This window comes from Algoriphagus resistens, from assembly GCF_001442615.1.
In the GTDB taxonomy this organism is placed as follows: domain Bacteria; phylum Bacteroidota; class Bacteroidia; order Cytophagales; family Cyclobacteriaceae; genus Algoriphagus; species Algoriphagus resistens.
In genome coordinates this window covers 77658-92082 of sequence record NZ_LMXN01000008.1, presented here as the reverse complement: position 1 = coordinate 92082, position 14425 = coordinate 77658, and the positions used below count along the sequence as shown (strand labels likewise).

12 protein-coding genes are annotated in these 14425 nt (G+C 45.9%); 6 read left to right on the top strand and 6 right to left on the bottom strand.

The genetic code is table 11. The annotated features are described in order from the left end of the window. Position 1: 1 nt before the first annotated feature. Together AS141_RS15075 and AS141_RS15070 are read right to left on the bottom strand one after the other, a co-directional pair. The gene (locus tag AS141_RS15075) at positions 2–820 is read right to left on the bottom strand and encodes an inositol oxygenase family protein (RefSeq protein ID WP_057938510.1); all 819 of its coding nucleotides are present in this window, start codon (positions 818–820) and stop codon (positions 2–4) included. 4 nt (positions 821–824) lie between these two features. After that, positions 825–2429: a solute:sodium symporter family transporter gene (locus tag AS141_RS15070; protein WP_057938509.1), complete on the bottom strand. Its 1605-nt coding sequence runs from the start codon at positions 2427–2429 to the stop codon at positions 825–827. Between the two features lie 153 nt (positions 2430–2582). Between AS141_RS15070 and AS141_RS15065 the strand changes: the two genes are divergently transcribed. Beyond that, positions 2583–3983, top strand: coding sequence for an alpha/beta hydrolase family protein (locus AS141_RS15065; protein WP_057938508.1), 1401 nt, complete (start codon positions 2583–2585; stop codon positions 3981–3983). A 29-nt stretch (positions 3984–4012) separates the two neighbouring features. On the opposite strand, the gene AS141_RS15060 is transcribed toward AS141_RS15065, so the two are convergent. Genes AS141_RS15060 through dinB form a run of 3 tightly spaced genes read right to left on the bottom strand, consistent with a single transcriptional unit; the run spans position 4013 to position 8761 of the window. After that, a complete protein-coding gene (locus AS141_RS15060) occupies positions 4013–4621 on the bottom strand; it encodes a 2'-5' RNA ligase family protein (RefSeq protein ID WP_057938507.1) in 609 nt (202 codons plus the stop codon). 23 nt (positions 4622–4644) lie between these two features. Next, positions 4645–7611 carry a DNA polymerase III subunit alpha gene (locus AS141_RS15055; protein WP_057938506.1) on the bottom strand — a complete coding sequence of 989 codons (2967 nt, stop codon included), beginning with the start codon at positions 7609–7611 and terminating at the stop codon, positions 4645–4647. A 1-nt stretch (position 7612) separates the two neighbouring features. Further along, complete coding sequence (gene dinB, locus AS141_RS15050) at positions 7613–8761, bottom strand: DNA polymerase IV (RefSeq protein ID WP_057938505.1); 1149 nt, start codon at positions 8759–8761, stop codon at positions 7613–7615. 486 nt (positions 8762–9247) lie between these two features. Between dinB and AS141_RS15045 the strand changes: the two genes are divergently transcribed. The 3 genes from AS141_RS15045 to AS141_RS15035 all read left to right on the top strand — a co-directional run bounded on the left by AS141_RS15045 (position 9248) and on the right by AS141_RS15035 (position 11799). Next, a complete protein-coding gene (locus AS141_RS15045; RefSeq protein ID WP_057938504.1) occupies positions 9248–10414 on the top strand; it encodes a CynX/NimT family MFS transporter in 1167 nt (388 codons plus the stop codon). 69 nt (positions 10415–10483) lie between these two features. Further along, on the top strand, positions 10484–11086 hold the full coding sequence (locus tag AS141_RS15040; RefSeq protein ID WP_057938503.1) for a DUF2179 domain-containing protein: 603 nt from the start codon (positions 10484–10486) through the stop codon (positions 11084–11086). Continuing rightward, a complete protein-coding gene (locus AS141_RS15035; protein ID WP_057938502.1) occupies positions 11086–11799 on the top strand; it encodes a tRNA1(Val) (adenine(37)-N6)-methyltransferase in 714 nt (237 codons plus the stop codon). The genes AS141_RS15040 and AS141_RS15035 overlap by 1 nt, the downstream gene beginning before the upstream one ends. On the opposite strand, the gene AS141_RS15030 is transcribed toward AS141_RS15035, so the two are convergent. Next, the gene (locus tag AS141_RS15030) at positions 11796–13127 is read right to left on the bottom strand and encodes a saccharopine dehydrogenase family protein (RefSeq protein ID WP_057938501.1); all 1332 of its coding nucleotides are present in this window, start codon (positions 13125–13127) and stop codon (positions 11796–11798) included. The genes AS141_RS15035 and AS141_RS15030 overlap by 4 nt on opposite strands. 121 nt (positions 13128–13248) lie before the next feature. On the opposite strand from AS141_RS15030, the gene AS141_RS15025 reads away from it, so the two are divergent. Both AS141_RS15025 and AS141_RS15020 read left to right on the top strand, forming a co-directional pair. Next, positions 13249–13731 (top strand): cytidine deaminase, encoded by a 483-nt coding sequence (locus tag AS141_RS15025; RefSeq protein WP_057938500.1) that lies wholly within the window; start codon positions 13249–13251, stop codon positions 13729–13731. Between the two features lie 4 nt (positions 13732–13735). Further along, positions 13736–14383 (top strand): alpha/beta hydrolase, encoded by a 648-nt coding sequence (locus AS141_RS15020; protein WP_057938629.1) that lies wholly within the window; start codon positions 13736–13738, stop codon positions 14381–14383. Positions 14384–14425 lie beyond the last annotated feature (42 nt).

Below are 14425 nucleotides of genomic sequence, written 5' to 3'. Positions count from 1 at the left end.
ACTACCAGTTAATCGGGCCCTTTCCCAGATACTTTTCGGCAATCGGTAGGTAATAATCCTTCACCTCATCCAAGTCATAGATTTTTGGAGATTTGGTATACAGGTCATATCGGTTGAAGTCAAGAATCCATTCTTTGTACTGTGCATCTTGGGGAGCTTCGAATTGGGAATAACTTCCGCCATTGTGCCAAGGGTAAAAGGAGTGATAGCGCACCATCACCATTCCTGCTTCAGGAATCGTGTTTTCTTGGTGGTTTTTCAATACCTGGTAAAAGTACTCATCATGTCCCCAGGTCAGCTGTAGGTTGTCAAGACCACAGCCTTTTTCATAGATCCCCAGTTCTGTATTGTAGCGGGGATCTTTCATGTCCGGATTCAGCTCATTGAACTCAGGGTAAACGCAGGTGTCAGGTAGTTTTGCGCCAACTACGAATACATCTCCCACAAGTCCCCATTGCTCTGCCTGGCTTGTGCCGTCTTCATCACTTCCAAATAAATACATGACTTTACCCAAGTCATGGATCAAACCTACCAGCTGCATCCAATCAGGACGGTTGTCATGCCTCAAAGCCTCCGCGGACTGGATCAGATGCTGCACATTTGGCAAATCAAGATCAGGGTCACTGACATCGATCAGTGCATTGAGTTTCTCCATCGCATCCCAAAGACTCATCGGCTTGTCAAATTTGAGATACTTGGATTTCATCCGCTGCACATAAGCATAGGTCTGATACATTCGCATTTTTCTATAATGTTCCCGCACCGCGACTTTCACATCGGCGTGGTCATAATTCCTGAATTCCTTTTCTGTAGTTTCCATAGTATTAAGCGATTGTACCTAAAATTACATAAATAATAACTGTGATTGCAATCAATATCCAGCCCATTGTTTTGGCATGTTTCCAGGGAACGATGCTCAACTTGCCCGAATCGGCCATCACGAATGGAGTGGTAACCGGGTATTTTATTGATACGAAATGCATCACGATTAGATTAAGGATAAATTCTATTCCCCAGATATGCACAAAATGAATATTCACTTTCAATATCAGGTCCATCAGAATATAGAATCCCAATCCAAAGACCAGTCCTGCTTTAGCACCAGCAGCAGATATTTTTGGGAAAAAGAATCCTGCAATGATCACTGTGGCCATCGGGATAAAGAAAATCCCGTTCAGCTGCTGCAGAAGTTGGTAAAGGCCTGCAGGGGCATTGGCTACAAAGGGGGCGACTAAGATGGAAACCACCGCCAAAATAGCCGAGACCCATTTTCCGATCCGGACGAGTTGTCCTTCTTTAGCGGCTTTGTTGATATAGACTTTGAAAATATCCAGACTGAAAATGGTCGCTGCGCTGTTCAAAGCACTATTGAAGGTGCTCAAAATAGCGCCCATAATCACTGCTACAAAAAAACCTGTCATCCAGGGAGGGAGTATCCGCTTGACCAGCTCAGGATAGACACTGTCCTGTGAATCAAAAAGTGTATCCCCGAAATAATAGAAGCCAATAATCCCAGGCAGCACGATAACCAGTGGGATCAGTATTTTTAAAACCCCGGTGAACAACAGTCCTTTCTGTGCTTCCTTCAGACTCACCGCCCCTAAAGCTCGCTGCACAATGGATTGGTGCATCGTCCAGAAATAAAGCTGGTTGATGATCAGCCCGGTAAACAATACTTCAAAGGGCAGAATAGAATCTCTTGCCCCTGGACCAATTGACGGCTCCCTGCTGATCACATTAAATTTTTCTGGGGCATTGTTGAAGACTTTAGCCAAACCATCAAGCACACTTCCGTCCCCTATATCCCAAAGCGCGAAAACTGGAACCAACAATCCTGCGATAAGTAGCCCAAATCCATTGATCGTATCTGTGTAAGCCACCATCTTCAATCCTCCAAAAATCGCATAAACTGCTCCGATCACTCCCACCACGACCACAGTGAGCCAGATTCCTTCTGTTTGGGTAATTCCCAGCGTTTCTGAAATGCCAAATATGGATTCAATATTAATCGCTCCGGTGTAGAGAACGATTGGCAGCAGTGTTACCACAAAAGAGGTAATCAGCAACAGGGAAATCAGTGCCTGCGTCATTTTATCAAATCTTTTCTCCAAAAACTCGGGAATGGTGGTAAGCCCCATCCTGAGGTATTTTGGGATAAAATAGAGCGCACCGATCACCAATGCGATGGCTGAAGTAACCTCCCAGGCAATAATAATTGCCCCGTTTTTATAAGCTGAACCATTCATCCCCACAAGATGCTCGGTGGAAATATTGGTGAGCAGCATGGATCCTGCGATGACCACGCCTGTTAAGCTGCGGCCGCCTAGGAAATAACCGTCTTGGGTCTGAAGATTTTGTTTGCGTAGCATCCATGTGGAGTAGATTGCTACGAAGCCCGTGAAAGCTAAGAAACTGAAAAGTGTAAGCACTGAGGTTGGGTTTGTTAATTGTAGCTTGGAAAATAAGCAATTCGCATGGTCTGGGCAATTTTCTCTTTCAAATGCGAAGCGATATCCGGTTATTTTTTCCTTAATTTTCCGGTCAGGACCTTTCGTCTTGATTTTACAACATAGAAAACAATTATGAAGAGATTTTCGCTACTTACCCTCATTTTTTTGATTTCTCTGAGCAGCTTCGCCCAAGATATCACCGGACAATGGCATGGTGCGCTGAAAGTTCAGAGTGTACAGCTTCGGCTGGTATTCAATGTTTCACAAACTGAGAGTGGCTATACTGCCACTATGGACAGCCCGGACCAGGGGGCATTTGGGATTCCTGCGACTTCGGCCCACTTCGAAGATGATGTCCTGAAAATTTCGATGACCAGTGCAAATATTACCTACGAAGGCACCTTGGGTGATGGGCAGGTGATTACCGGGACTTTTACCCAGGCAGGAAAATCCTTTCCAATGAATCTATCTAGGGAGGAAATAGAAAAAATAGGTGCTAACCGTCCCCAGGAACCAAAAAGGCCTTTCCCTTACCGTTCCGAAGAGGTGATATTTGAAAATAAGCAGGCGGAGATACTGCTGGCAGGTACCTTGACTATGCCGGCTCAGGATGGTGTCTTTCCGGCAGTGGTATTGATCTCAGGAAGTGGGCCTCAAAACCGTGATGAAGAGATGATGGGGCATAAGCCATTTCTGGTTTTGTCGGATTATCTGACCAGAAACGGCATTGCGGTTTTGCGCTTTGATGATCGTGGAACGGCGGCTTCCACAGGGAATTTTGAAAGTGCGACTTCGGTGGATTTTGCTACCGATGTAGCTTCGGGGGTGCAGTATTTGCAGTCAAGACCGGAGATAGACAAGGGTAAAATCGGACTTATTGGGCACAGTGAAGGCGGGATTATCGCGCCTATGGTTGCTGGTGATTCTGAGGACATTGATTTTCTGGTTCTACTCGCAGGAACAGGAATCCGGGGAGATAAATTCCTACTTGCTCAGCAGGAACTGATCGGAAAAGCATCCGGTATGAGCTCTAATCAGCTTGAGGAAAATAAGATGCTAAACCAGAAAATATTCGAAATCATCTTGAAAAATCAAAGTGAAGAAGAGAAGAGGGAAGAGATGAAAAGCTATTTGACCCAAGTTTTTAGAAATATTCCCAAGGAAAATCTTCCTGCAGGAATGAGTGAAGAGGGGTTTGCCTATGCGATAGACGCACAGTACATGAGCCCCTGGATGCAGTATTTTATCAATTACGATCCAGCTCCGGCTTTGGAGAAGGTGAGCTGCCCGGTACTGGCAATCAATGGGGGAAAAGACCTGCAAGTCCCACCAAAAGAGAATTTGGAGGCAATCAAAGCAGGATTGGAAAAAGGAGGGAATACACAGGTGACCACGATGGAATTGCCTGGGCTGAACCACCTGTTCCAGGAAGCTGAGACAGGGCTGCCAAACGAATACGCAGAGATAGAGCAGACCTTCTCCCCTAAGGCTCTTGAAGCGGTGACGAGCTGGATCAAGGAGCAGGTAGATTAATTGCCTGTGTTTTTGAGACGTACTTCCCTTCAAAGCCCAAGCTCCAGTTGCTGAATATGTGGCTGTTTTCCAGCAAAGGGAAACGTTGCAATAGTTTGGTAAGTGCCATGACCTTCTTTAAATAATTCTCTGCGAAGTAGGATCATTCTGCTTACTTCACAGTAAGCCTTATATTTTTTGTCTCTCCACTCACTCCAAGCCCTTTCAAACTGCTCAGACTGCATAGATCTGGCGATTGTCAGATGGGCGGTGCCTGGAAACGTTGCAAACTTCTTCAGCAGGTGGCGAGAGGAACGGTTCAGTCCTTTTGAGATGTGCGCAAAGGATTCTTTATTAACGACATTGACAACTATGGTTTTGGAATTATTCTTTCCACGGTTATCAAATTTGCCAAGTCCATCAAATTGGGCAAAGAAGGGATTCACAGTTTCTGTATAGCGTGCAATACTGGCAACAACCCGATCTTCACGATAGTCGCTCAGTAACCAATTGGCCATTGTAATGTGTGGAATTAAGCCTATAGCCTTTTCGCAGCCATAGCGATCTGCAAAAAGTTTTTTTAACTTCATTACATCATGCTTAATCCTTTCATTAGGGGAGATGATGAGAAGGTATTCAAAAGCGGCCATGATTTTCATGTTTTTTATTATGGATTTTTAGTTTACAGTAAAATAGGTGCTTCGTAAGGTGTTGGAGGTACCTCTTTTTTATCTTTCAGCCCGACCTTCCACATGCCATGTACATCCACTGCATACGTACCAAAATCTTCCACCACTTTGCCACGCATTTTGTAAAATCCCCTGCCCTGAAACGGGAAGCGTTTCAGGGAATTGGGGAAATGGACTGTGTCCAGCCAGTCACCTTTCGCATCTAGAAAGGTTCCAAAGGCCATGTGTTCCCGGTTGATCGTCCGCACATCTTTTGTGGTGACCAGCTGGCCGAGCATTTCCACGTTCTTGCCCAGTAAGTCGGGTAGTTGGTGTACCAGGGCCATCCCTTTGCCGTCGTGGGCAGCAAGCCGAAACATGTCCGTGAGTGCGAAACCGAGCACATTTATTTCATCAATTGCATCTTCGAGTGGGTAATCCGGAAAATCAGGGAGTGTAAATTCCATTGGAGGTTCCTTGAAAAGCATAGGAGAATCGGGGATGGTTGTGAGGGTTTTTTGAGCGAAGTTGGCTTTCCAAAGCAGTTTTTTCTTTCCCAAACCCGTGAATCCAAAAGCCCCCACACTGATCAAAATGTTCAATTGCTCCGGCCCGGCATAGGTACGCTCAATAAAGTCCTCCAGGCCTAGATAAGGACCGTTTCGATCTCGCTCCTCAAGAATTACATCGCAAAACTTCTTTTCCAGTTGCTGGATATGAACCATGCCTACAAAAACCTCTTCCCCACTGATATTGGTGGAGTACTCACTTCGGTTTACGCAAGGTGGATTCACCTTTGCTCCTGTACGCTTCAGCTCGTGGAAATAAAATTCTGTAGCATAGAACCCACCGAAATTATTGATCACTGCCACCATGAATTCCATAGGGAAATAGGTCTTCAGGTACAAGCTTTGATAACTTTCTACGGCGAAAGAAGCGGAGTGCGCCTTGGAAAATGAATAACCACCAAAAGATTCCATCTGCCGCCATACCTCAGCGGCTACCGTATCATCATGGCCCAGTTCCTTACAGTTTGCAAAATATTTTTCCCGGATCTCATTGAAGCGATTGTGTGATCGGTACTTGCCGGACATGGCTCTGCGAAGAATGTCTGCTTCCCCCATGTCCAAGCCTGCAAAGTGATGGGCCACCTTGATCACATCTTCTTGATACACCATCACCCCGAAGGTTTCTTCCAGTAGCTCCTTCATTTTGGGGTGGAGATAGACAGTCTTTTCGGGGTCATGAAAACGCTCGATGTATTGCTTCATCATACCCGACTGCGCCACGCCCGGCCGGATGATAGAACTCGCTGCCACCAGTGTGAGGTAGTCGTCACATTTCAGCTTGGTGAGTAGCTGTCGCATCGCGGGGCTTTCAATGTAAAAGCAGCCGATGGTATCTGCTTTCCTGATCTGTTCGGCCACCTTAGGGTCACTCATGAACTGCTCTACCCGATGGATATCAATGTCAATTCCACGGTTCCGTTTGATGAGCCGGATCGCGTCTTTGATATGGCCGAGGCCACGCTGGCTGAGAATGTCAAGTTTGAAAAGGCCGATTTTCTCCGCCAAAAACATATCTATTTGAGCGGTGCAAAAGCCTTTCGGCGGCAGTTCATTCACCGTGTATTGGTAGATAGGCTTCTCAGAAATCAGCATACCGCCAGGATGAATGGAAAGATGGTTGGGGAAATTCTCCAGCAGCTTACCGTATTTTAAGATGGTACGTTGGATTTTATCCTCATTCATCGGCTGGTCTTTGCCCCGGACGAGTTGATCGATTTCTTCTTTTGGCAGACCAAAAACCTTTCCCAACTCACGGATCACGGCTCTCCGCTGAAAGGTGCTGTACATTCCCAGCAGCGAAACATGGTCTTTGCCGTAGCGTTTGAAAATGTAATCGATGACCTCATCCCGGTCCTTCCAGGAGAAATCTATGTCAAAATCCGGCGGAGAAGTCCTGTGGGGATTGAGAAACCGCTCGAAATACAAGTCGAGTCTGATCGGGTCTACGTCAGTGATTTTTAGACAATATGCCACGATTGAATTGGCCCCGCTTCCCCTGCCTACGTAATAGAAGCCACGGTTCTGGGCATAGCGGATCACATCCCATACGATGAGAAAATAGGCATTGAAGTGCAGGTCGTTGATGATTTTCAACTCTTTGATCAGACGGGCTTTGGCTACAGGATCAGCACCATACCGATAATGGAGCCCTTCCTGGGCAAGCTTTGCCAGTAAAATCCGATCATCTTCTGCACTGACACTGTAGTGCTTTTTGTTTTTGTCGGTGAGGAGCTCAGTTTTGATTTCACAGGTGTCGATCAGTTGTAGCGTGTTGCTGATCATGCCGGGAAAATTCCGGAAAGCACTCATAAGAGCTGCTTCCGGGATAAACATTTCATCCGGAGAAGCAAAGTCCTTTTGTCCCAGCTTACTGATGAGAGTATTCTTGCCGATGGCACGTAGCAAGCGATGGAGGTTGAAGAAGGTTTTGTCCTTGAAAGTCACCGGGTGGCGGATGATCCATTTCTTTGGCGTAGCCTCCACTTCCTTCTTTTTGATATGATTCAGCTCACTTGCCAATACACCAATGAATTCATGTTCTTTTAGATTTTGCGCAGCAAAACTTCCAAAAGGATAGATAATCTGTACCTCTAAAAAGGAATCAGGCCGCTCAGGAAAAGGCAGTTCATCCTGCAGGTGACGAGAAAGAAAATGGTTGATTTCCAGTAGTCCGGCGTCGCTTTTAGCCATTAGTAAATAGCAAAACCTGTCCTTATTCCGGATTTCGGTTCCGACGATAGGTTTGATTTTCTCTTTTCTGCAGAAGTCCACGAAGTCCCAGATATCAGCAGTGCTGTTGATATTGGTGAGACCAAGAGAAGCTAGGCCAAGCTCTGCGGCTGCGTCCACGAGATCTTGGGTGCTGAAGGTGCCGTAGCGGTAGCTGAACCAGGTTTTGCAATTGATAAACATATTAGGGACGGGTTAGGGTGATGGCCCTGGTCAGGCTTTTTTCGCCGTAGCGGTGCTTGATCCAGTCAATGGCCTGATATAGACTCACGCCTTCTTCGGTGTCTTGGAAAAGATCAATCTGCTGATGTCCCTGGACGAGATGACTGACCTTCACACCTATCAGGCGTACGAGCATTCTCTTTTCATAGAGCTTGGCAAACAGTTCCTTGGCCCGCTGTAGCAAGACCTCGTCCGAACTGGTATAGGAAATAATGCACTGACGGCTGACCGTGTCGAAATTGGCATAACGGAGCTTTACCGTGATACAGCCGCAGAGTTTGTTTTTTTGGCGAAGTTCAAAGCCTACTTTCTCTGTCATCCGTACCAATTGACTATTGAGAAAAGCCATGTCGATGGTGTCCGATTCAAAGGTGTTTTCGGTTCCTATACTCTTTTGCTCGGTGTAGGGAATGACGGGTGATTCGTCTATTCCATTTGCCTTTCGTGAGAGATCAATACCTGGCTTTCCCAAGAGATTTTGCATCATCCGGGGAGGGATTTCACTGAGCAGCCTGATGTTTTCTACTCCCATACGCTCCAGCAATGCGGAAGTTTTTTCGCCCACCCCAGGCATCCTTCGGATGGGAAGCGGAGCGAGGTAGGGTTTTTCTTTGCCAAAAGGAATGGTCGTCTGCCCGTTGGGTTTGGCATCATGTGTGGCGACTTTGGATACCAGCTTGTTTACTGCCAAGGCACAGGAAATCGGCAGACCCGATTGCTTATAGATCTTTTCCCGTAATTCTTTGGTGAATTTTTCACAGCCAAAAAACCTGTCCATCCCTGTCATATCGATGTAAAATTCATCGATGGATGCTTTCTCCAGTACCGGTACCTGCTCCTGGAGTGCCTCAGTGATCAGGCGTGAATGCAGGCTGTAGCTATCATGGTCTCCTTTGATGTAGAATGCGGAAGGGCAGAGCCTCCGTGCCAGCTTCATGGGCATCGCCGAGTGCACCCCGAATGTACGGGCTTCATAACTGCAGGAAGCCACCACTCCCCGGTCGGAGCTGCCGCCGATGATGACAGGTTTGCCCTTGAGGGCATCATTTTTCAACCGCTCCACGGACACAAAGAATGTGTCCAGATCCAAATGCACGATATGCCTTTCCATTTTCTAGGTTTACCTCTAGGATTGATATTATTAGTATCATATTGTAATTATTAATTGTATCTAATTAAAATGAAAAGTCAAAGCTTTTTCTGAATGGGCAGGCTAAAATTCCTTAGGAAATGACACTAATTGAGTCAGCGCATGCCGACTGCAAACCCGGAGTAGTCCGGTCGGAACTGAGTGCCATGAAAATGGGTGCAACAGACCTTCGCAATTGAGGATTGGTTGCTTTATCCGGCTTACTTCAGGACGAGTGTGGGTACATTGCTGCGGGTGGATCTGCTAAAACTCAGCAAGCTGAAAATCCATGAACTGCCAGAAGAAAAAAATCACCTTAAATTTCCCTGGTTTTGGCAGTCCGCTCAGAACTAAAATGATATGAATTCGGTTTGAACTGAAGCTTACAAACCTTCAGTTCTGAGCGGATTGTTCTCTTGGATCAGTCACTGCTATTCACCCTTAGTATTTAATTTTTATAATTCTGTTTTGACTAAATCGTTTTCCGCCCAATCACTTCTTATTACGGGGATTATTTTGGTTTCGATCAATTTACGCACCTCCATAGCGTCGGTTGGGCCATTGATTCCATTTATCCGTGAGGACTTGGGCTTGTCCAATGGCCTGGCGGGATTTCTCACTACGCTTCCTTTACTGACATTTGCTACATTTTCACTTTTTGCTCCCGGGATAGGAAAACGGCTGGGAATGGGAAGAGCGGTCTTCTTGGGAGTTGTCATTCTCACCACCGGGGTAATCCTTCGTGTGTTGGGAGGAATTGAGTTGATGCTTTTTGGCACAGCGTTGACGGGGGTGGGCATAGTGATCGCCAATGTGCTTATGATTCCTTTGATCAAAGTCAGACTTCCCGAGAAACTAGGATTGATGACAGCATTGCTTGCAACGATGATGTCGCTTTTTGCTGCCATTGCCGTAGGGATGAGCGTGCCTATTGCGGTAGATTGGGATTTTGGATGGCGTGGATCGTTGGCATTCTGGGCTGTTTTTATGGTGCTGGCAATGATCGTATGGATTCCTCAGCTACAACGGCCCAAGGCCAGTCTTCATGAAGTCACTGATCCTGCTAAAAATGTGTGGCGATCCAAACTTGCCTGGCAGATCACTGTCTTCATGGGCTGCCAGTCTGTGATGTATTTCACGATGGTGACCTGGCTGCCTGATATGTTGATCTTCCGAGGTTGGACTGCTGCCCAGGCGGGTTTCGTGTCTTCGATGATGCAGGTAGTTTCTCTGCTGGGCTCGTATTTTGCCCCAAATTTTCTGATCAGACTCAAGGAACAAAGCGGCGTGGTACTGACAGTGGGAGTAGCGTATGTGTTAGGTTATCTAGGGCTATTTATAGAGAACGAGCTCGTGACGTATGCGTCTTTGGGAATAGTAGGACTTTGTATGGGGTCGAGTCTAAGTATTGCTTATACACTGATTGCATTGCGTACTGCCGAGGATCAGACCACTGCCAAATTATCAGCAATGGTGCAATCCTCGGGGTATTATCTGGCAGCTTTGGGCCCCTTGCTTTTTGGTGTGTCGCTGGATCTTTTTGACAACTGGAATGTCCTGATTTTCTTCTTGTTGTTCTTTTCTCTTATGTTTACCTTCTTCGGGATGTCGGCGGGACGTGACCGCAAAATCTAATTCCAACTATCATTTCGATCTCATAGGAATAGGGTGTAATTTTGCGGCTTCAAACTGAATCCCGATCCCATGCAAGAATTTCTTCAATCCCTAGGTGTTTCTGAACAGTTGTTCAATTATCTGATCATGCCCTTGCTCATCTTCTGTGCTAGAGTAGGTGATGTGTCTATCAATACCTTGAGAATCATGTTTATGATGAACGGGAAAAAGAATATTGCACCATTTTTAGGTTTTTTTGAGGCATTGATCTGGCTGCTCGCCATTGGTCAGATTTTTCAGAATATAGACAATCCTCTTTCTTATGTAGCCTATGCGGGCGGATTTGGGACAGGCACCTATGTGGGGATGTATTTTGAGGAGAAACTGGCACTGGGGAGAGTGCTTGTAAGAGTGATCACTCCCAAACCACTTCCTGAATTGATTGAGTACATGAAGGCCCGTGATTTTCGCTTTACCAATGTAGGGGGAGAAGGGAGATTCGGAAAGGTGAATCTGCTTTTCACCGTGATGAAAAGAGATAGCCTGGCGGAGTTTGTGGCGAAAGTTAAAAGTATCGATGAGAAAGCATTCTATACTATTGAGAGCGTGAAACGTGTATCAGAGGATGATCTCAATGTGATGGACGATAAGCCAAGGTTCAACATGAGCTTCTTCAGCAAAGCCCGTACCTAATGGCCAATTCCTGGTTTCAGTTTCAGCAGTTTCGGATCGATCAGGATAATTGTGCGATGAAAGTCAGCACGGATGCGGTCATGTTGGGGGCTTTGGCGGATGCAGGTTCACCCCGGGAAATTTTAGATGTAGGTACGGGAACAGGGGTGATTGCATTAATGCTTGCCCAGCGGTTTGCGGAAGCAAAAATCCAGGCAGTGGAGATAGATCCTCAGGCTGCTGCCCAGGCTTTGGATAATTTCCGGTCAAGTCCATTTTCAGATCGCCTAGAACTTTGGGAAGGTAGATTTCAAGATTTTCAGCCCTCGGAAAAATATGATCTGATTGTAAGCAATCCGCCCTATTTTCCGGATCATTTGAAGTCATCTGATGTGCAGCGTAACATGGCTTTGCATACCGATGAACTTTCCTTTCGGGATTTATTGGGGAAAATGATCCAGCTTCTTAAAACAGATGGGGAGTTTTGGCTTATACTGCCACAGAGACAAATGCAGGATTTTCAAAAGGAAGCAGCAAGCCATGGTTTGTTTCTCCGAATTAAATTCACACTCCAAGACAAGCCTGGAAAACGAATCTTACGCGAAATTGGCTCTTTTTCCAGAAAGAAAACTGAGTTCAAAGCCACAGCCATTTTCATTAAGAATGAAGATGGAACACCCCATGAAAGCTACGCTGCATTGGTTTCCGGCTTTTTACTTGGTTTCATGACTTAAACTATCCGCACTTCTTCCCGGAAGCTGATCCCATGATTTTTTAGCGCAGCCAAAACAGGGTTATAAATCTCTGGAAGCACAGGAATGTGGAGGCCTTTAAGGTTGATTTTTCCGTCCAGAAACAAATCCACTGCAATCGCCAGCGGAAGTCCGACTGTTTTTGCCATTGCGGTACAGGTGGAGTCTTCACCAAAGCATACCAGACTTGACCGGATTTCTTTGTTGCCTTCTGTGGATTTGATTTCAAAAAGGTGCTGCATTACGATCATGTCTTTGTCTTCTGGATATAGCTTCCAGTTCTTCTCCAAAATTGCCTGTAGAATAGCAGCAGGAGACCCCGTGGTTTTAGGCAGCAGGTCATTTCCGAAAAATCCCAGCCACTGGATTTTCTCCCAGGTGGGAAAATCAAAATCCGGAATCAGATTTCCCAGTTTTTCTTCCACGGAAAGTCTTGGATCGTAAGGCAAAAAGGAATTCAAAAACTGTCGCAGTGTAGTATTTTCCGGTAAATTCATCTGAAAACCATCATCACACATCCCCAGTTGCACCAGGACATTCCAGGCTTTGCAGAACCCCGCTCTACGCAGTGTGCCGCGCAGCATGGTACTGATGTTCTCCAGGCCATACACGGTTCTATAGCTGAGGGAATCCCGGTTGGGATAGCCGTCAAAATCTCCCAGGCCGGGGAATTGAATAGTTTCGAGCCGCTTGAAAAGCTGATGGTAGGGAACAAATTTCAAGTCGTCCTTTTCTATGTAGCGGGAAGTGCCCTGACCTGCGAGCACCACATTCCTTGGGTTCCAGGTAAACTTGTACTTCCATGGATTATCTTCCGATTCCGGTGCGAGAAGTCCACCGCAGTAAGATTTGAAGGAGATGATTTCCTGGTTTTTTGACTTCATGAAGTCAATGATCTGCATGGCAGACATGTGATCAATCCCTGGGTCCAAGCCGCATTCATTTAGAAAAAACAAGTCTTTTGCTTCGATTTCTGACTTCATCTCCTGCATTTGCACAGATTCATAGGAAGCCGAGAAAAAATGCTTTCCAAAATCCAAACAATCCCTTGCTACCAGCGGATGCATAAAAGCCGGCAACATAGAGATTACCACGTCGGCTTCTTTGATCAGTAACTGCCGGGACTCTACATCCTCAATGTCTAGCTGGCGAGCTTGGGTATTTGCACGGTTTTTAAGTTTTGCCTGGGCAGATGCCAGATGGATATCTGCCAAAATCAATTTTCGCTTTTTGGTCTGGCAGCTTTCGGCCAAAAAGTCAATCAGGAACAGGGTTGATTTTCCTCCGCCTAAAATCAGAATTGTATGCATCTTATGTAGAATTGCCCGGACTAAAATGGAGAATATATTTTAGGGTAAAAAATCGGGAACGAAATATTAAAAGGAACATTTCATTACTTTGACCGTTAGGAAAACTCCAATTTAGAGAGATATGAGTAAGAAAATAAAAATAGAAGCGGAGTTTGAAGAGCTGGCCTGGGAGGAACTGACTGCAGAAGAGCAACAACTGATGATGCGGGCGAGAAAAGTCTCCGAAAATGCCTATGCGCCGTATTCAGACTTTCATGTAGGTGCTTCTGTCCGTCTGGAATCCGGAGAAATCCTTCAGTCCAGCAACCAGGAAAATGTGAGTTTTCCTGTGGGGGTCTGCGCAGAGCGCTTGGTGCTGGGCTATGCCGGTGCCAATTACCCTGACCAGGCAGTGAAGGAAATCGCAATTGTAGCCCGAAGAAAGGGAGAGGAGAACTGGGCGGGAGTTTCACCGTGCGGGCTTTGTAGGCAGACGATCAACGAGATGGAGACGAGGTTTAACCGGTCAATTTCGATTCTTATTCAAAATCCTGATGGCAGTGTACTGCGATTTCCCGGGATCCAGACACTTTTGCCCTTCAAATTTGATGATCTTAACGCCTAGAGCTTTGAAGAAAAGTATCAATTTTCAGTATCAGGCACAGTATTCCGTTTCGCATGAGCCTACTTTCCTGGAGAAAGAAATCTGGCTTGTGTTGCATGGGTATGGCCAATTAGCTGAATTTTTTCTCAGGAAATTTCAGGGTTTTGATTCAGATGATACACTCATCGTAGCTCCTGAAGGAACGAATTATGGTTATCTCAATGGATTTTCGGGGAGAGTAGGGGCAAATTGGATGACCCGGCATGAGCGTGAAATAGCCATACAAAATAATCATATTTACCTGGATCTGCTGATGGAAAGTTTACGCTCGCAGTACAAGGAAACCCCTAAAGTCAATGTATTGGGATTCTCTCAGGGTGCGGCAACCGCCACACGTTGGGCAAGTAGATGGGCAGGTGAAGTGAGTAAGTTGGTGCTTTGGGCCGGAGGATTTGCCCAAGACATGGTTTTGGAGGATGCATGCGAGAAATTTTCGTATACGAAGATTACTTTGGTTTTGGGAGACCGGGATGAATTTGTTACACCAGAAAGTGTTGAGACACAGGAAGAATTGATAGAAAAACTAGGCAAGGCCGTGAAAAAACTTACTTTTTCCGGAGGCCATGAAATAGATATTGAAATGCTTTCAGTAATTTTTGATTCAAGTGATTAAAACGCAGTATATTGGCGCTTCAATTGCTTAATTAAAATAGAA

Excerpts from the sequence above, each read along its gene's own strand:
- AS141_RS15075 (WP_057938510.1), bottom strand. The coding sequence starts at position 820 with ATGGAAACTACAGAAAAGGAATTCAGGAATTATGACCACGCCGATGTG.
- AS141_RS15065 (WP_057938508.1), top strand. The coding sequence starts at position 2,583 with ATGAAGAGATTTTCGCTACTTACCCTCATTTTTTTGATTTCTCTGAGC.
- AS141_RS15060 (WP_057938507.1), bottom strand. The coding sequence starts at position 4,621 with ATGAAAATCATGGCCGCTTTTGAATACCTTCTCATCATCTCCCCTAAT.
- AS141_RS15055 (WP_057938506.1), bottom strand. The coding sequence starts at position 7,611 with ATGTTTATCAATTGCAAAACCTGGTTCAGCTACCGCTACGGCACCTTC.
- dinB (WP_057938505.1), bottom strand. The coding sequence starts at position 8,761 with ATGGAAAGGCATATCGTGCATTTGGATCTGGACACATTCTTTGTGTCC.
- AS141_RS15040 (WP_057938503.1), top strand. The coding sequence starts at position 10,484 with ATGCAAGAATTTCTTCAATCCCTAGGTGTTTCTGAACAGTTGTTCAAT.
- AS141_RS15035 (WP_057938502.1), top strand. The coding sequence starts at position 11,086 with ATGGCCAATTCCTGGTTTCAGTTTCAGCAGTTTCGGATCGATCAGGAT.
- AS141_RS15030 (WP_057938501.1), bottom strand. The coding sequence starts at position 13,127 with ATGCATACAATTCTGATTTTAGGCGGAGGAAAATCAACCCTGTTCCTG.
- AS141_RS15025 (WP_057938500.1), top strand. The coding sequence starts at position 13,249 with ATGAGTAAGAAAATAAAAATAGAAGCGGAGTTTGAAGAGCTGGCCTGG.